Origin of the sequence: Falsiroseomonas stagni DSM 19981 (assembly GCF_900114315.1) — a bacterium.
GTDB lineage: Bacteria > Pseudomonadota > Alphaproteobacteria > Acetobacterales > Acetobacteraceae > Falsiroseomonas > Falsiroseomonas stagni.
In genome coordinates, this window is the sequence record NZ_FOSQ01000010.1 from 106971 (window position 1) to 127247 (window position 20277).

19 protein-coding genes are annotated in these 20277 nt (G+C 69.8%); 10 read left to right on the plus strand and 9 right to left on the minus strand.

Translation table 11 applies throughout. The annotated features are described in order from the left end of the window. Positions 1–165 precede the first annotated feature (165 nt). The 7 genes from BM041_RS21695 (at position 166) to BM041_RS21725 (ending at position 7479) form a co-directional block, all read left to right on the plus strand. Complete coding sequence (locus BM041_RS21695) at positions 166–765, plus strand: TorD/DmsD family molecular chaperone (protein ID WP_092961996.1); 600 nt, start codon at positions 166–168, stop codon at positions 763–765. Positions 766–789: 24 nt separating this feature from the next. After that, positions 790–1014 carry a twin-arginine translocation signal domain-containing protein gene (locus tag BM041_RS21700; protein ID WP_139226137.1) on the plus strand — a complete coding sequence of 75 codons (225 nt, stop codon included), beginning with the start codon at positions 790–792 and terminating at the stop codon, positions 1012–1014. A 21-nt stretch (positions 1015–1035) separates the two neighbouring features. Next, positions 1036–3957, plus strand: a complete 2922-nt coding sequence (locus BM041_RS21705) for a formate dehydrogenase subunit alpha (RefSeq protein ID WP_092961998.1) — start codon at positions 1036–1038, stop codon at positions 3955–3957. 16 nt (positions 3958–3973) lie between these two features. Further along, the gene (fdh3B, locus tag BM041_RS21710; RefSeq protein WP_092961999.1) at positions 3974–4570 is read left to right on the plus strand and encodes a formate dehydrogenase FDH3 subunit beta; all 597 of its coding nucleotides are present in this window, start codon (positions 3974–3976) and stop codon (positions 4568–4570) included. Between the two features lie 16 nt (positions 4571–4586). Then, complete coding sequence (locus BM041_RS21715) at positions 4587–5612, plus strand: formate dehydrogenase subunit gamma (RefSeq protein WP_092962000.1); 1026 nt, start codon at positions 4587–4589, stop codon at positions 5610–5612. Positions 5613–5682: 70 nt separating this feature from the next. Next, complete coding sequence (gene mobB, locus BM041_RS21720; protein WP_092962001.1) at positions 5683–6201, plus strand: molybdopterin-guanine dinucleotide biosynthesis protein B; 519 nt, start codon at positions 5683–5685, stop codon at positions 6199–6201. Positions 6202–6207: 6 nt separating this feature from the next. Continuing rightward, on the plus strand, positions 6208–7479 hold the full coding sequence (locus BM041_RS21725) for a molybdopterin molybdotransferase MoeA (RefSeq protein WP_092962002.1): 1272 nt from the start codon (positions 6208–6210) through the stop codon (positions 7477–7479). Between the two features lie 9 nt (positions 7480–7488). Here the strand turns inward: BM041_RS21725 and BM041_RS21730 are convergent, their stop codons facing one another. The 4 genes from BM041_RS21730 to fdhD are packed head-to-tail and all read right to left on the minus strand — an operon-like array spanning position 7489 to position 10252. Continuing rightward, positions 7489–8550, minus strand: a complete 1062-nt coding sequence (locus tag BM041_RS21730) for a C45 family peptidase (protein ID WP_092962003.1) — start codon at positions 8548–8550, stop codon at positions 7489–7491. A 21-nt stretch (positions 8551–8571) separates the two neighbouring features. Beyond that, positions 8572–8697 carry a hypothetical protein gene (locus tag BM041_RS31920; protein WP_281244650.1) on the minus strand — a complete coding sequence of 42 codons (126 nt, stop codon included), beginning with the start codon at positions 8695–8697 and terminating at the stop codon, positions 8572–8574. Positions 8698–8727: 30 nt separating this feature from the next. Continuing rightward, positions 8728–9366 (minus strand): molybdenum cofactor guanylyltransferase MobA, encoded by a 639-nt coding sequence (mobA, locus tag BM041_RS21735; protein WP_092962004.1) that lies wholly within the window; start codon positions 9364–9366, stop codon positions 8728–8730. Beyond that, positions 9356–10252, minus strand: coding sequence for a formate dehydrogenase accessory sulfurtransferase FdhD (fdhD, locus tag BM041_RS21740; protein ID WP_092962096.1), 897 nt, complete (start codon positions 10250–10252; stop codon positions 9356–9358). The genes mobA and fdhD overlap by 11 nt, the downstream gene beginning before the upstream one ends. Positions 10253–10423: 171 nt before the next feature. On the opposite strand from fdhD, the gene BM041_RS21745 reads away from it, so the two are divergent. Then, positions 10424–11560 (plus strand): hypothetical protein, encoded by a 1137-nt coding sequence (locus tag BM041_RS21745; RefSeq protein ID WP_092962005.1) that lies wholly within the window; start codon positions 10424–10426, stop codon positions 11558–11560. A gap of 52 nt (positions 11561–11612) precedes the next feature. Here BM041_RS21745 and BM041_RS21750 read toward each other — a convergent pair whose 3' ends face one another. Together BM041_RS21750 and BM041_RS21755 are read right to left on the minus strand one after the other, a co-directional pair. Continuing rightward, entirely contained in the window at positions 11613–12068 is a 456-nt protein-coding gene (locus tag BM041_RS21750) for a hypothetical protein (protein WP_092962006.1), read from the minus strand. Positions 12069–12111: 43 nt separating this feature from the next. Further along, the gene (locus BM041_RS21755) at positions 12112–14388 is read right to left on the minus strand and encodes a fused MFS/spermidine synthase (protein WP_139226138.1); all 2277 of its coding nucleotides are present in this window, start codon (positions 14386–14388) and stop codon (positions 12112–12114) included. Between the two features lie 200 nt (positions 14389–14588). Between BM041_RS21755 and BM041_RS21760 the strand changes: the two genes are divergently transcribed. Together BM041_RS21760 and BM041_RS21765 are read left to right on the plus strand one after the other, a co-directional pair. Continuing rightward, complete coding sequence (locus tag BM041_RS21760; RefSeq protein ID WP_092962008.1) at positions 14589–16130, plus strand: acetolactate synthase large subunit; 1542 nt, start codon at positions 14589–14591, stop codon at positions 16128–16130. Between the two features lie 2 nt (positions 16131–16132). After that, entirely contained in the window at positions 16133–16912 is a 780-nt protein-coding gene (locus BM041_RS21765) for a short-chain dehydrogenase/reductase (RefSeq protein ID WP_245762214.1), read from the plus strand. A 9-nt stretch (positions 16913–16921) separates the two neighbouring features. On the opposite strand, the gene BM041_RS21770 is transcribed toward BM041_RS21765, so the two are convergent. The 3 genes from BM041_RS21770 to dcd all read right to left on the minus strand — a co-directional run bounded on the left by BM041_RS21770 (position 16922) and on the right by dcd (position 20263). Further along, positions 16922–18130 (minus strand): acyltransferase family protein, encoded by a 1209-nt coding sequence (locus BM041_RS21770; protein ID WP_092962010.1) that lies wholly within the window; start codon positions 18128–18130, stop codon positions 16922–16924. 70 nt (positions 18131–18200) lie between these two features. Continuing rightward, positions 18201–19454, minus strand: a complete 1254-nt coding sequence (gene murA, locus BM041_RS21775) for a UDP-N-acetylglucosamine 1-carboxyvinyltransferase (RefSeq protein WP_092962011.1) — start codon at positions 19452–19454, stop codon at positions 18201–18203. Between the two features lie 254 nt (positions 19455–19708). Continuing rightward, positions 19709–20263: a dCTP deaminase gene (gene dcd, locus BM041_RS21780; protein WP_092962012.1), complete on the minus strand. Its 555-nt coding sequence runs from the start codon at positions 20261–20263 to the stop codon at positions 19709–19711. Positions 20264–20277: the final 14 nt, after the last annotated feature.

Here is a 20277-nt window from a genome sequence, read left to right on the forward strand (position 1 = left end):
GTTTCGGCTTCTCGCGCGCTGGATTGTTGTATATTATATTCAATCAGACCTAGGAATTTCGCATTCCGATGCCTGGGGTTGGATTACGCCGGAAAACTTGATAGGATTTGGCAGGTCGAGGCGGAATTGGCGTAATTTCCGTATCTTGGGATTTTTGGCGGCTTAATGACGGAAACGCAATCTTCAGCAGCGCTGGATGCCGTGGATGCGGAACGGGCTCGGCTGTTCGCCTTGCTTGGCCGCCTGCTGAGCCATGCGCCGGACGCTGCGCTGCTGGCGCGTCTGAAGCTGCTGCCCCATGGGCCGGGCGACCTGGGCGATGCCTATGCGGCCCTGTCCGCCGCCGCCGCCGCCGCAACGCCCGATACCGCCGAACGCGAATTCTTCGACCTGTTCATCGGTGTCGGCCGCGGCGAATTGCTGCCCTATGCCTCCTACTACCTGACCGGGTTCCTGCATGAGCGGCCGCTGGCCGACCTGCGCGGGGAGTTGATGCGCCTTGGCGTCGAGAAGGCGGAAGGCATCGCGGAGCCCGAGGACCATATCGCCTTCGTGTGCGAGGTCCTGGCCGGGCTGATCGCGGGCGCCTTCGCGGCGGAGCTTGAGCAGGCGAACGATTTCTTCACCCGTCACATGCGCCCCTGGGCGGGGCGTTTCTTCGCCGACCTCGAGCGCGCGGAGATGGCGGTCTTCTACAGGGCGGTCGGCCGGCTGGGCCGCACCGCGATCGAGATCGAGGCCACGGCAGCCGACCTGCCGGCCTGATGGTTTGAACGGGGAGTCATGACCATGAGCGAACAAGGGACGGAAAAGTCCATCCGCCGGGGTTTCCTGAAGGCGCTGGGCCTGGGCACGGCGGCAGCCGCCGCCGCGGCGCCGGCGCTGGCCCAGCGCGCGGACAATGTGCCTTCGCGCGATGCGCGTAAGGAGAATGAGCAGCAGCGCCTGGCCGCCCGCTACAAGGGCGATTCGGCGCATGTGCGGGCCTTCTACCGCACCAATGGCTACGAATAAGTCGATCGGGGGAACGCACGCATGCTGATCAAGCGCTCCGAAGGCAAGGCCGCGCGCCAGCGCCTGGCCGCCGCCTACCAGGGCCTCTCCTCCGGCGGTCTCGATCGCCGCAGCTTCCTCCGCCAGGCGGGCTTCGGCGCTGCGGGGCTCGCGGCGCTGGGCGCCATGGGCCCGGGCCGTGCGCAGGCGAGTGGCGCCGCGACCGGCGTCGCGGACCTGTCCAAGCCCATCCAGCGCGTGAAGAACATCTGCACCCATTGCTCGGTCGGCTGCACCGTCACGGCGGAAGTGCAGAACGGCGTGTGGGTGGGGCAGGAGCCGGCCTGGGAAAGCCCGATCAACCGCGGCACGCATTGCGCCAAGGGCGCCAGCGTCCGTGAACTGGTGCATGGCGACCGCCGCCTGAAGTATCCGATGAAGCTCGTCGGCGGGCAGTGGCAGCGCATCAGCTGGGATGTCGCGCTGAACGAGATCGCCGACCGGATGATGAAGATCCGGGCCGAAAGCGGGCCGGACAGCGTCTTCCTGCTGGGCAGCGCCAAGTTCTCCAACGAGGGCGCCTACCTGTTCCGCAAGTTCGCGGCCTTCTGGGGCACCAACTCCGTCGACCACCAGGCGCGCATCTGCCACTCCACCACCGTGGCGGGCGTGGCGAACACCTGGGGCTACGGCGCCCAGACGAACAGCTACAACGACATCCGCAATTCCAAGACCATGATCATCATGGGGGGCAACCCTGCGGAAGCGCACCCCGTGTCGCTGCAGCACGTGCTGAGCGGCAAGGAGCGGAACCGCGCCAAGCTGATCGTGATCGACCCGCGCTTCACCCGCACGGCGGCGCATGCGACGGACTATGTCCGCATCCGCCCGGGCACGGACATCCCGGTGATGTGGGGCATGCTGCACCACATCTTCGCCAATGGCTGGGAAGACAAGCAGTTCATCGCGCAGCGCGTCTTCGGCATGGACGAGATCCGGGCGGAATGCGCGAAGTGGACGCCGGCCGAGGTCGAGCGCGTCTCCGGCGTGCCGGGCGAGCAGCTGAAGCAGGTCGCGCGCGCCTTCGCGACGGAAAAGCCCTCGACCCTGATCTGGTGCATGGGCGCCACGCAGAAGACGGTCGGCACGGCCAATGTCCGCGCCTTCTCCATCCTGCTGCTGGCCACCGGCAATGTCGGGCTGGAAGGCACCGGCGCGAACATCTTCCGCGGCCACTGCAACGTGCAGGGCGCGACCGACTTCGGCCTCGATGTGGGCACGCTGCCGGCCTATTACGGGCTGGACGAGGGCGCCTGGCGGCATTGGAGCCGGGTGTGGAATGTCCGCTACGAGGACATGGTGGCGCGCTTCGACAGCCCGGCCATGATGACCACGCCGGGCATCCCGACGACGCGCTACTTCGACGCCATCACCCTGCCGAAGGACCAGATCCAGCAGCGTGACCGCGTGAAGGGCATGCTGGTGGTGGGCCATGGCGGCAACACCGTCACGCGCATGCCGGAAGCGGTGAAGGGGCTTGAGGCGCTGGACCTGCTGGTCGTCGCCGACCCGCATCCCACCACCTTCGCGGTGCTCGGCAACCGGCGGGAAAACACCTACCTGCTGCCGATCTCGACGCAGTTCGAATGCGACGGCAGCCGCACGGCGTCCAACCGGTCCGTCCAGTGGGGCACGAAGGTCGTCAACCCGATCTTCGAATCGAAGAACGACTACGAGATGATGTATCGCCTGTGCGGTGCGCTGGACCGCGCCGCGCAGCGGAGCAACCAGGCGGTCCGCTTCCAGGCCGAGATCTTCAAGACCTTCGAGGTCAAGGACAACGCGCCGACGGCGGAGAGCATCCTGCGGGAGATCAACCGCGGCGCGCTGTCCACCGGCTATACCGGCCAGTCCCCGGAACGCCTGAAGCTGCACATGGAGCACCAGGACAAGTTCGACCTGGTGACGCTGCGCGGCCGCGCCGGCACGCCGGTGGAGAACGAGTTCTACGGCATGCCCTGGCCGTGCTGGGGCAAGGCGGAGTGGAAGCACCCCGGCAGCCACATCCTCTACAACACGCAGCTGCACGTGAAGGATGGCGGCGGCACCTTCCGCCCGCGCTTCGGCGTGGAGCGCAACGGCGTGACGCTGCTGGCGGAGGGGTCCTGGTCCAAGGGCTCCGAGATCCAGGACGGCTACCCCGAATTCACCACGGCGGTGCTCCGCCGCCTCGGCTGGTATGACGACCTGACCGCGGAGGAGAAGGGCTGGATCGAGTCCAACGGGGGCAACTTCTCCTGGGCCACGGACCTGTCCATGGGCATCATCCGCGTCGCGATGGAACATGGCTGCGTGCCCTACGGCAACGGCAAGGCCCGCGCCGTGGCCTGGAACCTGCCCGACCCCGTGCCGGTGCACCGTGAGCCGATCTACACGCCGCGCACCGACCTGATCGCGCAGTATCCGACCCTGCCGGACCGCCGCGGCTTCCGCATGCCGCATCTCGGCGTGACGGTGCAGAACCGCAGCCACCAGGTGGCGCGCGACTTCCCGATCATCCTCTCCTCCGGCCGCCTGGTCGAATACGAGGGTGGTGGCGAGGAGACGCGGTCCAACAAGTGGCTCGCCGAGCTGCAGCAGGACATGTTCGTCGAGATCAACCCGGCCGATGCCGCGGCGCGGAACATCCGCGATGGCGGCTGGGTCTGGGTGACGGGCCCGGAGAACCAGTCCAAGGCCCGCATGAAGGCCATGGTGACGGAGCGTGTGGGCCGGGGCGTCGCCTGGATGCCCTTCCACTTCGCCGGCCATTTCATGGGCGAGGACCAGCGGCGGCGCTACCCGCAGGGCACGGACCCGATCGTGCTCGGCGAAAGCGTCAACGCCATCACGACCTACGGCTACGACCCGGTGACCTTCATGCAGGAAACGAAGGTCACTCTCTGCCAGATCCGCGCGGCCTAAAGGGGGGACAGAACCAATGGCTCGGATGAAGTTCCTCTGCGACAGCGATCGTTGCATCGAGTGCAACGCCTGCGTCACCGCCTGCAAGAACGAGCATGAGGTGCCCTGGGGCATCAACCGCCGCCGCGTCGTCACGATCAATGACGGCCGGCCGGGCGAACGCTCGATCTCCATGGCCTGCATGCACTGCACGGACGCGCCCTGCGCCGCCGTGTGTCCGGTGTCCTGCTTCTACACGACGGCGGATGCCATCGTGCTGCACGACAAGGATCTGTGCATCGGCTGCGGCTACTGCTTCTACGCCTGCCCCTTCGGCGCGCCGCAGTATCCGCGCGTCGGCAATTTCGGTGGCCGCGGGAAGATGGACAAGTGCACCTACTGCGCCGGCGGGCCGCAGCAGGATGGCACCCTGGTGGAATACACGCAGTACGGCGCCAACCGCATCGCGGAAGGCAAGCTGCCGCTCTGCGCCGAGATGTGCTCCACCAAAGCGCTGCTGGCCGGCGATGGCCAGATGATCGCGACCATCTACCGGGAGCGTGTGGCCAAGCGCGGCTACGGCGCTGGCGCCTGGGGCTGGCGCACGGCGTATCGCGAGACTGTCGGCGCGTAATCCCGGGGAAATGACGATGAACAGGATCACCCGGTTCCTGGCGGCGGCAGCACTCGCGCTGTCGCTGGCCACGCCCGCGATGGCGCAACTCGGCGGGCCCGTGACGGGCACGCCGACCAACCCCATCACCACCCCCGGCTCGGCGGATGAGCTGGAACTGATGAAGGCGCTGAATGGCGGCCGTATCGCCGGCCGCGGCAGCATCCCCGATGTGCAGTCCCAGGTGCTGATCCAGCCGGAAGGCCGGGAATGGCGCGACTTCCACAACAAGACGCTGACCTGGGTCGGCGGCATCGCCGTGCTCGGCATGCTGGCCATCCTCGTCATCTTCTACATGTCGAAGGGCCGCATCGCGATCGAGGCCGGGCCCGCGGGGCGCACCATCAAGCGCTTCAACGGGTTCGAGCGCGCGGCCCATTGGATGACGGCGTCGTCCTTCGTGGTGCTGGGCCTGTCGGGCCTCAACCTGACCTTCGGCCGCTTCCTGCTGCTGCCGATCATCGGGCCGGAGGCGTTCACCGCCGTCAGCCTCTGGGGCAAGATCGCCCACAACTACCTGGCCTTCCCCTTCACGCTCGGCATCGTCCTGCTGTTCCTGGTGTGGGTGAAGGACAACATCCCGAATGCGCGCGACATCGCCTGGTTCAAGGCGGGTGGCGGCTTGCTGGGCCATGGGCATCCGGAAGCCGCGCGCTTCAACGGCGGCCAGAAGATGGTGTTCTGGATCACGGTGCTGGGCGGCGCGCTGGTGTCGATCTCCGGCTACATCCTGATCTTCCCCTTCGTCATGACCGACATCGCGGGGATGCAGCTGGCGCACATCGTGCACGGCGTGCTGTCCGTGCTGATGGTCGCCGCTATGATCGCCCACATCTACATCGGCTCCGTCGGCATGGAAGGCGCCTTCGATGCGATGGGATCGGGCGAGGTCGACCTGAACTGGGCGAAGGAGCACCACTCGCTCTGGGTCGAGCAGGAGATGGCGAAGGCGCGGGACACCATTGGCGGTCCTGCCGGCGCCAAGGCCGCTGGCGCGGACTGACGCCCCGCCCTACCAACCAGGCCGGCCGGGTTCCCCCCGCGCCGGCCTTTTTCATGTCTGGAACATGCCCATGACGCGCTTGATCGGACTGGCGGGCTGGAGCGGCGCCGGCAAGACCACGCTGATGACGCGGCTGATCCCGGCCATGGCGGCGCGGGGGCTCGGTGTGTCCACGCTGAAGCATGCGCACCATGCCTTCGACATCGATCGGCCGGGCAAGGACAGCTACGAACATCGCGCGGCCGGCGCGCGGCAGGTGCTGGTGGCCTCGGCCCATCGCTGGGCGCTGATGACGGAGCATCGCGGGGCCGCGGAGCCGCCGCTGAAGGAATTGCTGGCGCAGCTGGCGCCGGTGGACCTGGTGATCGTGGAGGGCTTCAAGCGCGACCACCACCCGAAGATCGAGGTGCATCGCGGCGCCAACGCCAAGCCCTGGCTGCATCCGGGGGACCCGCACATCGCCGCCATCGCGTCCGACGTGCCGCCGCCCGGTGGCGATCTTCCATGGGCGCATCTGGACGAGATCGACGCGATCACCGATCTGGTGCTGGCCCATGCGATGGCGCTGGGGGAGTTTCTCGGGCGGTAGGGGGCCATGGCGCAACTCAGCGACGACTGCTTCGCCTTTGGCGGGCCGCTCATGTCCGTGGAGGAGGCGCAGGCGCTGATCGAGGCGCGCATCCCGCCGGCGGAGGGGGCGGAGCGCGTGACGCTGCGCGCCGCCATCGGGCGCGTGCTGGCCGACGACCTTCGCGCCGTCACGCCGCTGCCGCCCTTCTTCAACTCCGCCGTCGATGGCTATGCCTTCCGCCATGCCGACCTGGCGGCGGGTGAGACGCGCCTGCCCATCGCCGCGCGGCTGCAGGCCGGCCAGGCCGCCGCGCCCATCGCCCCCGGCACCGCCATCCGCATCTTTACCGGCGCCCCCATGCCCGATGGCGCGGATACCGTGATGATGCAGGAGGATGCGCGGGAGGATGGCGACGCGGTGCTGCTGGTGCCCGGCCTGAAGCGCGGTGCGAATTGCCGACCGGCGGGGGAGGATGTCCCCACGGGCCGGATCGCGCTGGAGGCCGGCCGGCGCCTTGGCCCGGCGGAGATCGGGCTGGCGGCGGCGCTGGGCTTTTCCGACATCCCGGTGCGGAAGCTCGTGCGGGTCGGCGTCTTCTCGACCGGGGATGAGTTGGCGGAGCCGGGCAAACCGCTCGGCCCTGCGCAGACCTATGACAGCAACCGCTTCACCCTGCTGGCCCTGCTGGCGGGGCTGCCGGTGGAGGCGGTGGACCTCGGCATCCTGCCCGACGAGCCCGCGGCGACGGCCGAGGCGCTGGCGCGCGCGGCGGCGGGGCATGACCTGCTGCTGACCTCGGGCGGCGTTTCGACCGGGGAGGCCGACCATGTGAAGGCGGCGATCGGCCAGGGCGGGCGGCTGGTGTTCTGGCGGCTGGCCATCAAGCCGGGGCGGCCGGCGGCGATGGGCGTCCTGCCGAAGGCAGGCGGGAATATTGCCTCGGGAGGGACGCCGGTGGTGGGGCTGCCGGGCAACCCCGTGGCGGCCGTCGTCACCTTCCTGCACCTGGCGCGGCCGCTGGTGCTGCGCCTGGCGGGGGCGGCGCCGGATCGCCTGCCGCGCTTCAGCGCCCGGGCCGACTTCGCCTATCGCAAGAAGGCCGGACGGCGCGAATATGTCCGCGTCCGGCTGGATTTCGGGGAGGGCCTGCCCGTGGCCCGCAAATATGCGCGGGAGGGGGCGGGGCTTCTGACCTCCCTGACGGAATCTGACGCCTTCGCGGAACTGCCGGAGCATGTCACGGCGGTGGCGCCCGGCGACGAGTTGCGCGTGCTGCCCTTCCGGGCGGCCTTCTGACGAAGGCGATCAGGCGGCGAGGGGATCGTCCTGCCGCGCCGGGTCGTTCGCGCCGGCGGCGAGGTGGAGAAGGGCGGTCACCGGCCTCTCCCCGGCGAAGCCGGCGACGGAGAGGCGGCCGGAGGCCGGGCGCATCACCGCGGCCAGCCTTGTGCCGCGGTTCAGGATGGGCGGGCGCAGCCAGCCCAGGCCCTCCGGCGGGCCGGTCTCCACCAGATCCGCCATCATCGCCTGCCGGGCGCCGCTTTCCATCCAGCGCGCCGCGCCGGGCAGGCCGAGCCCGTCCCAGTGGTTCGCCACCGCGATCCGCGGCGCCTGGCGCTGCGCGTGGCCATCCGGGCTGCGCTCGATGCAGGCGGCCTCCCCCGGGCTTGTGCCGGCCAGGGTGAAGGCGACGGGGGCGGCGATGGGCGTGTCCCGCAGCATGGCCAGCGCCGTGGCGAAATCGGGCGCGGTGTCGCAGACGATCCGCAGGAGATGCGCGGGCGGCAGGGCGCGGCTGCGCCAGAGGCCAGGGCGGGAGCCCAGCCAATCCGCCGCCAGGCCCATGAGGCCGAGGCCGCGTGCCCGTGCCGCGGCGCCGAGGCGGCTGAGCGGCAAGGGCGGCTGGTTGATGGCGACCGCGAAGCGGCCGGGCGCCATGGCGGTGATGGTGCCGGCCAGGCCGGGCCAGCCGACATGCCACCACTCCCCCGCCGGCCCGGCCTGCCGGATGACGCAGAGCGCCTCGCCCAGCCCCTCCATCGGCCAGTCCAGCACGCGCAGCATCACGGGCTCCGCCGTCGCCTCCACGCCGCAGGTGCAGGCCCATTCGTAGGAGAGGTTCAGGAGATGGGCGCCGGGCCGGCCGATCTGCCGGGCGACGGCGGCGATCTCCGCGCCGAGGGGGGATGCGTTGCGCGCCAGCCAGCGGCGGGACACGGCATCGCCCAGGCGAAGCCCCGCCGCGGTGTGGCGGCGTTCCGCGATCGCCAGGATGGCGCGGACATCGTCGCTGCGCGCGGCGGCCGTGGCCGCGGCCGGGTAGGGTTCCGCGCGCGCATCCAGCAGCGGGATGCGGCGTGGCGCCATGGCCCCTGCCTCAGCCGGGGGTCAGAGGCGCACGCCTTCGGTGGTGAAGCGCTGGTCCGCCGTGCGCTGGAAGTTCTGGTCGAGCACGACATAGGCGCCGACGGCGATGACGATCGCCGCGAGGGCGCCGGTCAGGACGGATTTCATGCGGGCGTTCTCCCCAGATACGCGAGACAGCTACTCTATCGGTGCAACATTGCCGGCTTGCAAGTGGGACGCGATGCGTTCGGCTTCCGCCAGGTCTTCCGGCGCATTGGCATTGAAGAAGGGGTCGTAGGGATCGGCCGGCCAATCGGCATGGGCGCAGCCATGGCGGGCGGTCCAGCGATCGATCTTGCGTTCGCCGGCCAGCAGCGCGGCGCGCAATTCGCCGCGGAGGGAGACGGGCCAGAGGCCGATGGGCGGGTGGGTCCGGCCGGCGGAGCGGGCGCAGGCCAGCTTCACGCCGGCCGCCTGCCGCGCCGCGTGCAGGCGGGCCACCAGGTCGCCGGGGATGAAGGGCGCGTCGCCGGTGACGGAGACGACCCAGGGCATGTCAGGATGGGCAGCGGCCGCATGGTCCAGCGCGGCCAAGATGCCGGCCAGCGGGCCGGGATGGTCCGGCAGTGTGTCCGCCACCACGGGCAGGCCATGGGGCGCGAATCGGGCGGGATCGCCATTCGCGTTCAGCACCATGGCGGGCACCTGCGGCCGCAGCCGGTCCAGCAGATGGTCCAGCAGCGGGCGGCCGGCGACCACGCGCAGCGGCTTGTCGCCGCCCCCCATCCGGCGCGCCAGGCCGCCGGCGAGGATGACGGCCAGGGTGTCAGCCCTCATCGGTCGCCATCCGCTCCAGGCTGTTCTTGCGCCAGTGCTTCGCGCTCTCCTCCGGCACATAGGCGGGGTCGGCGTCGAAGACGATCCGGCTCTCCCCGGCCAGCGCCACGAAGCGCTTGCCCTTGCAGCGGCCGATCAGCGTCAGGTTCGCCTCCCGCGCCAGTTCCACGCCCCAGGCGGTGAAGCCGGACCGGGAGACCAGGATGGGGATGCCCATGCGGACGGTCTTGATGACCATCTCGGACGTCAGGCGGCCGGTGGTGTAGAAGATCTTGTCCTCCGGGCCCTCATTGTTCCGGAACATCCAGCCCGCGATCTTGTCCACGGCGTTGTGGCGGCCGACGTCCTCCATGTAGACGATCGGCTCGTTCTGGCGGGCGAGCGCGCAGCCATGGATGGCGCCGGCTTCGAGGTAGAGGCTCGGCAGCGTGTTGATCCGGTGCAGCAGGCGGTAGAGCCAGGACGTCCGAAGTTCGGCTGACACCGGCAGCCGGACACTCGCAAAATCCTCCATCAGGTCGCCGAAGGCGGTGCCCTGGGCGCAGCCGGAGGTGAGGGTCTTCTTCTTCAGCTTCTCCTCGAAGTTGGTCCGCGCATCGGTGCGGACGACGACGACCTGGAGATCCTCATCATAATCAACGGCGGCAATCCGGTCTTGCCGTTTCAGCATACCCTGGTTGAGCAGGTAGCCGATGGCGAGGTCCTCCGGCCGGTCGAGGATGGTCATCATCGTCACGATCTCCTGCCCGTTGAGGTAGAGGGTCAGGGGGCGTTCGACGGTGACGCTGGTCTCGATGGGCTGGCCGAGGTGATCCATGCCCGTGACACGGCGTGTCAGGCGGGGATCGGCGGGGTCGGGCTGCACGCGAAGCGCGGTATCGGTCATGCCCTGCAGGGTGGGGTGGGGGCGGCGTGGCTGCAAGCGGGGCTGCCCGCTGGCAGGATCCGGCATCCCCCGCGCGCATGGCGGAACATTCGTTCCACTCCTGCGCGCTTTTGGGGCTGTAACAGGTATTCCGCATAGTGCTATTCTTGCTTTGTGATCATCCGACCTGAGTTGCCTGATCCGGATGCCTTCGCGCTGCAGCTGTATGCCGCCGTCCTGGACGGCCGCAGCATCGCCAGCGCCGTGATGCCCCTGGCACGCCGCCTGGGCACCAGCACCCATGCGGTGCATCTGATGCGCTTCGCCCATGGCGCCCCGCGGGACAGCCGGTCCGAAGGCAGCCCGAACACCGCGCCGGAGGTGATGGCGGAATATGGCCGCTTCTGGATCCGCCATGACCCCTGGGCGCAGGCGGCCGCGCAGGCGCCGGATGGCGTGCTCAACATGGCCCGGGTGGTGGCGCCGGACCTGTTCCGGCTGACGCCGATCTGGAATGAATGGGCGTCGCCGCGGGACGGCGCCTTCCATTGCATGGCGGCGCTGGTGCATGCGCCGGGCGGCATCGTCGGTGGCCTCGCCTTCCACCGGTCGGTGCGCGCCGACCCCTTCGCCCGTACCGAGGAGGAGATGCTGCGCCCCTACTACGCCGCCATGCGGCGCGCGCTGGTGGCGGAGGCACGGCTGGCCGCGGCGGGCTGGGAACAGGTGCGGGCGCTGCGGGCGGGCTTCGCCGCGCTGCGCCAGGGCGTGATGCTGCTGGACCGCCACCGCCGCATGATCGTCACCAACCCTGCGCTGGAGATGATGGTGGCGGAGGATGACGGCCTGACCTTCGTGCCCGATGGCGGGCTGAGCTCCTTCGACCCGCAGGCGCGCCAGGCATTCGCGCGCGGGGTGGGGACGGCGATCCTGGCGCTGGACGGCAAGGTGAAGATGATGCCGGACGCCGCCGGCCTGACGCTGCCGCGGCGGTCCGGCGGCGCGCCCTGGCTGGTGCAGGTGCTGCCGCTGCGGGGGCTGGAGGCACTCGGCATGCCGGAGGGGTTCACCGGTGTGATGGTGCTGGTCACGGATGACGAACAGCGCCCCCGTCCGCGGGCGCCCCTGCTGCGCCAGGCCTTCGGTCTGACGGCGGCGGAAGGGGCACTGGCCGCGGCGCTGGCGGCGGGCAAGACGGTGGCGGAACACGCGCAGGCACGACGGATCGCGGCGGCGACGGCGCGCAGCCAGCTGGCCGCCATTCGCCGCAAGACCGGCTGCCGCCACCAGGCGGAACTCACCGCCCTGCTCGCCCGCCTGACCGGCTGAACACGGCGTGCGCCGCTGCGTGCGCGCGTGCCGGCAGTGGAAGGGGGGGGGGTCAGTCGCCCCGCAGGACGAAGGGCCGCAGCAGCATGGCGGTGCCCCAGCCCCAGGCGCCATTCAGCAGCACGGCGCGCCAGATGGTGATGGAATTGCCCCCACCCCACATCGGCAGGCCCTTCATCTGCGCGACCACGGTGAAGCCGACCAGCGTCGCCAGCAGGCCGATGACGAAGCCGCCCATCAGGTCCGGGATCCGGACCCAGCGGATCAGCGCCGCCAGCAGGATGCCCCAGAGCCCGCCCCAGAAGGCCAGCGATACCACCTGCGGCACGCCGAGCGGCGGCACGGGCCGCAGGCTGAAGCCCTGGGTCGCCGGCCGGAAAGCGTCCGCCGCGCCCGTCACCGCCTTGATCAGCGGGAATTGGTGGTGAAGCACCCAGACCGTCCCCTGGTGGAAGACGATCACCGCGAGAGCCCCGCAGATGAAGCCGAAGAGCAGGACCTTCTTCACGCAGCGACTCCGTGCCGGGGAAGGGCGAGTCTAGTGCGGCGCCTCATGGCCGGCTACCGGTGGCGGCGCGCAGCATCAGGTCCTGCGGCCGCGCCAGCGCCTGCGTCCCGGTGACGGTGTTGTTCATGTAGAATTCGTCGCGCGGGAAGACGTCCGTCAGGGAAGCCCCGGCCCGCGGCGTGGTGGGATTCCAGGCCAGCGGCGTGCGGTTGAACAGCGCGGCGTAGTCGGAGAAGGCGGTGTTGCCGCGCGCCAGATGGGCCTGCACCGCGGGTTCGGCGAAGCGGCGCGCCAGGGCCTGCGCATCGAAGGGGATCGGCCGGTCCGACCCGATGATGACGGAGGACGGCATCAGCAGCAGCGTATGGGGGAAGACGCTGCTGAAGGTCTCCACCACCCGTTGCGTGGGCGCCCACTGGACATAGAGGCCGCCGGGCGCGAGGCGGCGGCGGACCTGCTGGAGGAATTCCTCGGAATAGAGGAGCCCGGAATGGGAGCCCTCCGGCAGGATCGCGTCGGCCTGGATCACGTCGTAAAGCTGTTCGCCCTTGGACAGCGCGCGGCGGCCATCGCCGTATTCCAGCTGCCAGCGGGGGTTGCGGAACATCTCGGCGATCGGACCCTGGGGGTAGCGGTTGCCGATCTGCTCCAGCGCCGTCAGCACCGGGCCCACCAGTTCGATCGCGCGCACCTGCTGCGTGGCGGCGGAGACGCCGGCCGCCCAGGGCGTGCCGCCGGAGCCGATGCCGATGCAGAGCACCATCTTCGGATCGGGATGCACCAGCGGCCCGACCGCGCCCAGGAACTGGTGGATGGGCAGGAAGGGAATACGGCCCTGGGAGAAGCCCTGGATGAAGAAGGGGCCGTGCGGGCCGTCCTGCCCCGCCGCATTGTCGTCGCGGAAGAAGGCGACACCGGAACGGTCCTCCGCCCAGGCGACCAGGTGGTTGGGTTGTTCGGCATGCAGGCGCGACCACAGCGTGGCGTTGCCCGGCAGCGCCACCAGCGCCAGCGCGCAGGCGGCGGCCAGCGCCATTTCCGGCTTGCGGCCGCGACCTTCCTTCCACAGCCACCCCGCCAGCAGCAGCACCGACAGCCCCGCCAGCAGCTTCAGCGTGCCCGCCGTGCCCAGCAGGTGGAAGGTGACGATGCCCGTGCCGATGGACCCCGCGGCATTGCCGAGGATGTTGGCCAGCTGCACCCAGCCGACCCGTGCGCCCACCGAGGCAAGGTCCTGCTGCACCGCCCGCTGCACGAAGGGGAAGGTCATGCCGATGAGGAAGGAGGGCGGGCCCACCACGATCAGCGTCAGGATGATGGTGGTCGCCAGCCCGCCACCGCGCAGCCGCTGCACATCGGCCGAGAGGAACTGGTTGATCGGCCAGTAGGGCAGGGCGATGAACAGCGCCAGGATCAGCACGGCGGCCAGGGCGAAGCCGCCGGCCTGGGTGATGAAGAAGGCCGGGCGCGGGTCCTTCATGCGGCGCACCATCCTCGCTGCCACCGCCATGCCAAGCCCGTCCGCCAGCAGGAAGATGCCGAGCACGGTCGGGAACAGGTAGGCATGGTACTGGCCGACCTGGCCCAGCAGCCGCACCCAAACGATCTCCAGCGCCACGATCACGTAGCCCGACAGGAAGACCAGCAGGCACCAGAGCTTCAGGCTGCCGAAGGGCTCCGCGCTGGAGGCAGCGGCGGCGACGGCGGCACGGGCAGGGGGTGGCGGTGTCTCGCGGCTCAGCGCCGGCAGCAGCGTCAGCGCCAGGATGACGGCGATCACATCGAGGCCCGCGGCCATCACCAGGGCGCCCACGAAGCCGAGATTGCCGACGATCACCCAGCCGCCCAGCAGCGCACCGAGCCCGGCGCCGAGGGTGTTGAGGCCGTAGAGGCTGCTGATCCGCTCCGCCACGGTGTCCAGGTTGGTGGCGATGGCGCGCGCCAGCAGGGGAAGGGAGGCGCCCATCAGCGTGGTGGGCAGCACCAGGCCGGCGAAGCACAGGGCGAAGATGGCGATGGGGGAATCGACCACCCCGGCCAGATCCATGGCCAGGAAATCATAGAGGAAGAACTTCGACACCAGGGCGAAGAGGGCGACGCCGCCCTCCGCCAGGGCGAAGCCGATCATGGCGTTCCGGGGGGACAGCCGGTCCGCGATCTTCGCGCCGATGATGGACCCGAGCCCGAGCCCGGCCAGGAAGGCGCCGACGACCAGCGCGGCGGAAACGGTGTCCGACCCCGCGAAGATGCCGAGCATGCGCTGCCAGACGATCTGGCAGAGCAGTGCGCCGAAGCCCGAGCAGAAGAATGCGATGGCCAAGCGTGGCATCGGCGCCCCCAGAACAGATGATCCAGCCCGCCAGCCCCCCTGGTGCGGGTCCCGGATCATTCGGCGGAAACTGCGTCAGTATTACGGCGCTGTCACCCCTGCGCCGCGCCGGGCACATGCGCCGGGGGTCCCCTTGCGGCCCGCGCCCGGCCCGCGCACCCTCCGCAGCCATTGCATGTGGGAGCCCAAGGGTGAACGGAGCCGAAAGCCTGGTGCACACGCTGCTGGGGGCGGGGGTCGATACCTGTTTCGCCAACCCGGGCACCAGTGAGATGCATTTCGTCGCGGCGCTGGACCGCATCCCGGGCATGCGCTGCGTGCTTGGGCTCCAGGAGAATGTCGTCACCGGCATGGCGGATGGCTATTTCCGCATGGCGGGCAAGCCGGCGGCGACCCTGCTGCATTGCGGCCCGGGCCTCGCGAACGGGCTCGCCAACCTGCACAATGCCCGCCGGGCGCGTTCCGCGATCGTGAACTGCGTCGGCGACCAGGCGACCTACCACCGCCCGCTGGATGCGCAGCTGACCGCGGATACCGAGGGTTTCGCGCGCGCCGTCTCCGGCTGGACGCGCACCGTGGCGCGGGCGGATGAGGTGGGGCGCGATGCCGCCACCGCCGTGCAGGCGGCCATGACCTCCCCGGGCCAGATCGCGACCTTGATCCTGCCCTCCGACACCTGCTGGGACGAGGCGCCGGGTGGCCCGGCCGCGGCGCTGCCCGTGCCGGCGCGGCCGCAGGCGGACCCGCATGCCGTGCGCCATGCCGCGAAGGTGCTGCGCGAACGGTCCAACGTGCTGATCCTGCTGGGCGGCCTGGCGCTGACCGAGGAAGCGCAGGCGCTGGCCTGGCGGATCGGGCATGCGACCGGCGCGTCGATCCTGGCGGAGATGTCGAACGCCAAGGTGGCGCGCGGCCGCGGGCGGATGCAGCTGGAACGCGTGCCCTACCCGGCCGACCTGGCGATCGAGGCGCTGAAGCCCTTCACCACCATCATCCTGGTGAACAGCAAGGCCCCCGTCGGCTTCTTCGCCTATCCCAACAAGCCGTCCCGCCACCACCGGGAGGACGCGGACATCGTCCTGCTGACGCGCTACGAGGCCGACCCGATCCAGGCGCTGACGGCGCTGGCGGACGAACTCGGCGCCGGCCCGGCCGCCATCCCGGACCCTGGGCCGCGCCCCGATCCCGCGCGCGGCAAGCCGACGCCCGAGGGCCTGGCGCAGACGCTGGCCGCGCTGATGCCGGAGAACACGGTCATCGCCGATGAAAGCGTGTCCTTCGGCCGCGGCTTCTACAAATTCACCCACAATGCGCCGGCGCATGACTGGGTGCACATCACCGGCGGCGCCATCGGCTGCGGTATTCCCCTGGCCACGGGGGCTGCCATCGGCGCGCCCGGGCGGCGGGTGATCAACCTGCAGGCCGACGGGTCGGGCATGTACACGCTGCAGGCGCTGTGGACCCAGGCGCGGGAGAGGCTGCCGATCACGACGATCGTCATCTCCAACCGCAAGTACCAGATCCTGCTGGGCGAGTATCAGGGCGTCGGCGCCAATCCCGGCCGCACGGCGCTGGACATGATGGACCTCGGCAATCCCAACCTGGATTGGGTGAAGCTGGCGAACGGCATGGGTGTGGAAGCGGCGCGGACGGGGACGCTGGAGGGGGTCGCGGACCTCATGCAGCAGAGCTTCGCTTCCGAGACGCCGTTCCTGATCGAGATGGAAGTCTGAGCATGGCTATGGATATGGGCGTTGCCGGCAAGCGGGTGCTGATCACCGGCGGATCGAAGGGTATCGGCCTGGCCTGCGCGGAAGGCTTCGCGCGGGAAGGGGCGGATGTGGTGCTGGTGGGGCGCGACCCCGCCGCGCTGGCCGCCGCGGCCGACAAGGTGCGGGGCAGCGCGCAGGTGCGGGTGGAGACGCTGGCCGCCGACCTGTCGAAGCCCGAGGAGCGGGAGCGCGTCCACGCCGCGCAGCCCGGCATCGACATCCTGGTGAACAATGCGGGCGCCATCCCGTCGGGCCGCCTGCAGGACATCCCGATCGCGCGCTGGCAGCAGGCCTGGGACCTCAAGGTCATGGGCTACATCCATATGTGCCAGCTGTATCTGCCGGGGATGGAGGAGCGGCGCGCGGGCGTCATCTGCAACATCATCGGCATGGCCGGACGCGCGCCGCGCATGGGCTATATCTGCGGCGGCACGGGGAATGCGGCGCTGATCGCCTTCACCTCCGCGCTCGGCGGCGCGACCCAGGCGATGGGCGTGCGCGTCTTCGGCATCAACCCTGCGGCGACGCGGACGGACCGGATGGAGACGCAGGCGCGCGTCAACGCGAAGCTGAAGTTCGGTGACGAGGAACGCTGGGCGGAGACGCTGACCGGCCTGCCCTTCGGCCGGCCGATCGAAGCGGTCGAGATCGCGGACCTGACCGTGTTCCTGTCCGGGCCTCGCGGCGCTTATGTGAACGGCACCGTCGTCGATGTGGATGGCGGCGGGATGTTCCGGGGCTAGAGCACGGCCCTATTCCGCCGGGTTGGCCACCCCCGCCGGTCGGCGGGGGGCTTCCCCGGGCGGGCGCGTGACCCATTCGCCGAAGCGGCGCGCCCAGTGGATGCCGGCGGCATCGACGATGGCCGAATAGGGCGCGGCCACGAGCAGGACCACGGCGATGTACAGGACCAGGTTGAGCAGGAGCGTGAGGTCGTTCGGCGGCAGGGCCAGGTACATCGCCGCCGACAGCGAGCACAGCACCAGCATGTGGAACATGTAGGCGCTGTAGGAGAGGTCGCCGAGCCACTGCAGCGGCCGCGCCGCCAGCCAGCGCCCGGCGAAGCCCCGCGCCACCGCCGCCGTCAGGCAGATGGCGCCGACCATGTTGTAGAGCGGCACGTTGAAGAAGACCTGGTCCGGCGCGGTGAAGGGCGCCGGCAGCCAGGAAAAGGGCGCGTGGCCCGGCAGGTAGGAGCCCAGGAACAGCCCCGCCGCGGCAAGCCACGGCACCGCGCGATCCGGGATGCGCACCGCATTCACCAGCGCCCCGCCCAGCATGACCAGCACGAAGATCGCGAAAGGGCCGAGCAGCAGGACGGCGAGTACCGCGAAGCAGATCACCGGCACCGCGCGCACGCCATGCGGCATGGCGATGCACAGCAGCAGGATCATGATCGCGCCGAGGAATTCGTGGCGGAGCGTCCAGAAGGCGGTATTGAAATGGGACTCGCCCGTTATCAGAACATTCCAGGCCATGTCGCGCAACGCATTGGCCAGCGTCATCTCTGCCGCCGGCATCTGCGCGCCGAAGGTGATGGATCCCGTTGCCGCCGCCACATCCTGTGTCGCGTAGAGCCCGCCCTGGGACAGCAGCCAGGAAAACAGCACGATCGGCGCCATGGCGACCGTCAGGCGGATGTAGCGCCCCCACAGCCGTTCGGGCCTGCCCGTATAGTAGGGCAGCGTGAAGACGTAGCCGGACAACGCGAAGAAGGTCATCACCGCGAAATTGCCGCCGGTCAGCAGCGACACGCCCGGCACCGTCAGCCATGACGCGAGCCAGTGCGGGTTCGCGGTCGGCGGGAACATCGCCGGGCTGAAGGGCGTCAGCGCATCCGGCACATAGGCCATGATGAAGTGCACGATCATGATCTGGATGCAGAGCACGCCGCGCAGACCATTCAGCCCGGCGTGGCGCCCACCGGCGCCATGCTCCACTGCAGCGCCGACCAGCGCCATGCGTCACCCTTCCTCCACGCCTCGTCCCGCGCGGACCGCATCACGCCGCGCCGCTGCCGTTCAGCGGGCGTCAGACCCGCTCGATCTCCGCGCCCACCGCGCCCAGCTTCCGCTCGATCGATTCATACCCGCGGTCGAGGTGATAGACCCTGTTCACGATCGTCTCCCCCTGCGCCGCCAGGCCCGCCAGCACCAGGCTGACGGAGGCGCGGAGGTCGGTGGCCATCACCGGCGCGCCGGACAGCTTCGGCACGCCGCGGACGATGGCGCTCTGGCCGTGATACTTGATGCGCGCACCCATGCGGGTCAGCTCCGGCACATGCATGAAGCGGTTCTCGAAGATGGTCTCCGTGATCATGGAGGCCCCTTCGGCGACGCACATCAGCGCCATGAACTGCGCCTGCATGTCGGTGGCGAAGCCGGGGAAGGGCTCCGTCATCACATCGGCGCCGCGCAGGCCGTTGGACCGCGTGACGCGCAACCCGCCATGCTCCTCCGCCACATCCACGCCGGCCTCCCGCATCACGCGGACCACGGCGCCGAGATCGACCATCCGCGCGCCCTCGAGGAACACGGAACCGCCGGTGATGGCGGCGGCGCAGGCATAGGTGCCGGCCTCGATCCGGTCGGGGATGATGGGATGGGTCGCCGCACCCAGGGTCTTCACCCCCTCCACCACCAGGCGGTCGGTGCCGATGCCCTCGATCCGCGCGCCCATGCGCATCAGGCACATGGCGAGGTCGCCGATCTCCGGCTCCCGCGCCGCATTCACCAACTCCGTCACGCCATCCGCCAGGCAGGCGGCCATCAGCAAATTCTCGGTCGCCCCGACACTGACCTGCGGGAAGATGATCCGCGCGCCCTTCAACCCCTGCGGCGCCTTCGCATGCATGTACCCGCCTTCGAGGTCGAAGACGGCGCCCATCTGCTCCAGCCCCTTGATGTGGAGGTCGACCGGCCGGGTGCCGATGGCACAACCGCCCGGCAGGCTGACCCGCGCCTCCCCGAACCGCGCCACCAGCGGACCCATCACCAGCACGGAAGCGCGCATCTTGCGCACCAGGTCGTAGGGCGCTTCCAGATTGGTCGCGGCGCCCGACAGGGTCAGCGTCCGCGCCGCCTTGTCATGCACCACCGTCAGCCCATGCTGCGCCAGCAGATGCCGCATGGTGGCGATATCCGCGAGGTCCGGCGCATTCTCCAGCACCAGCGGCCCATCGCTGAGCAACCCCGCCGCCATCAAGGGCAGCGTGGCATTCTTGGCCCCCCCGATCGGAATGGACCCGTTGAGCGGCCTGCCCCCGCGAATGCGAATACGGTCCATGGCGCGTGGCCTCCGACTCTAGAATGTGGCGCGGTTCATGCGAGGGGCGCTGCCCCTCGCGCTCCCCGCCGAGGGGCAGCGACCCCTCGGAACCCCCTTCATGGGGTCAGGGGAGAGGGGCCGTAGCGTCCGCGTGTCCGGCGGTGCCGCCGGCCCCTCTCCCCTGACCCCATCATGCCGCGGTCCAGGGTCCCGCTGGACCCTGGTGGGGGGTGCCGGGGGGCAAAGCCCCTTGGCAATGACCCGCGCCCCCCTCAGAGTCGTGGCAGCGACACGCCGCGTTGGCGCATGTACTTGCCCTTGCGGTCGGCGTAGCTGGTTTCGGGGGCGCTGGCGCCTTGCAGGAACAGGAACTGGCAGATGCCTTCATTCGCGTAGATGCGGGCGGGCAGTGGGGTGGTGTTGCTGATTTCGATCGTGACCTGGCCTTCCCATTCCGGTTCCAGGGGGGTGACGTTCACGATCAGGCCGCAGCGCGCATAGGTGGATTTGCCGAGGCAGATGACCAGCACGTCGCGCGGGATGCGGAAGTATTCGATGGTGTGGCACAGCACGAAGCTGTTGGGCGGGATGATGCAGGTATCGCCCCGGCGCGTGACGAAGCCCTGGTCCGAGAACACCTTCGGGTCGACGATGGCGTTGTCGACATTGGTGAAGATCTTGAATTCGTCGGCCAGGCGCGCGTCGTAGCCGAAGGAGGAGAGGCCGTAGCTGATCACCCCTTCCCGTCGCTGGCTTTCGACGAAGGGTTCGATCATGGCCTTGTCCTGGGCCATCTGGCGGATCCAGGTGTCGGGCATGATGGACATGGGGGTGGCGGGCC

Coding starts and splice junctions, on each gene's coding strand:
- BM041_RS21695 (WP_092961996.1), top strand. CDS start 166: ATGACGGAAACGCAATCTTCAGCAGCGCTGGATGCCGTGGATGCGGAA.
- BM041_RS21700 (WP_139226137.1), top strand. CDS start 790: ATGAGCGAACAAGGGACGGAAAAGTCCATCCGCCGGGGTTTCCTGAAG.
- BM041_RS21705 (WP_092961998.1), top strand. CDS start 1,036: ATGCTGATCAAGCGCTCCGAAGGCAAGGCCGCGCGCCAGCGCCTGGCC.
- fdh3B (WP_092961999.1), top strand. CDS start 3,974: ATGGCTCGGATGAAGTTCCTCTGCGACAGCGATCGTTGCATCGAGTGC.
- BM041_RS21715 (WP_092962000.1), top strand. CDS start 4,587: ATGAACAGGATCACCCGGTTCCTGGCGGCGGCAGCACTCGCGCTGTCG.
- mobB (WP_092962001.1), top strand. CDS start 5,683: ATGACGCGCTTGATCGGACTGGCGGGCTGGAGCGGCGCCGGCAAGACC.
- BM041_RS21725 (WP_092962002.1), top strand. CDS start 6,208: ATGGCGCAACTCAGCGACGACTGCTTCGCCTTTGGCGGGCCGCTCATG.
- BM041_RS21730 (WP_092962003.1), bottom strand. CDS start 8,550: ATGGCGCCACGCCGCATCCCGCTGCTGGATGCGCGCGCGGAACCCTAC.
- BM041_RS31920 (WP_281244650.1), bottom strand. CDS start 8,697: ATGAAATCCGTCCTGACCGGCGCCCTCGCGGCGATCGTCATCGCCGTC.
- mobA (WP_092962004.1), bottom strand. CDS start 9,366: ATGAGGGCTGACACCCTGGCCGTCATCCTCGCCGGCGGCCTGGCGCGC.
- fdhD (WP_092962096.1), bottom strand. CDS start 10,252: ATGACCGATACCGCGCTTCGCGTGCAGCCCGACCCCGCCGATCCCCGC.
- BM041_RS21765 (WP_245762214.1), top strand. CDS start 16,133: ATGGCTATGGATATGGGCGTTGCCGGCAAGCGGGTGCTGATCACCGGC.
- BM041_RS21770 (WP_092962010.1), bottom strand. CDS start 18,130: ATGGCGCTGGTCGGCGCTGCAGTGGAGCATGGCGCCGGTGGGCGCCAC.
- murA (WP_092962011.1), bottom strand. CDS start 19,454: ATGGACCGTATTCGCATTCGCGGGGGCAGGCCGCTCAACGGGTCCATT.
- dcd (WP_092962012.1), bottom strand. CDS start 20,263: ATGTCCATCATGCCCGACACCTGGATCCGCCAGATGGCCCAGGACAAG.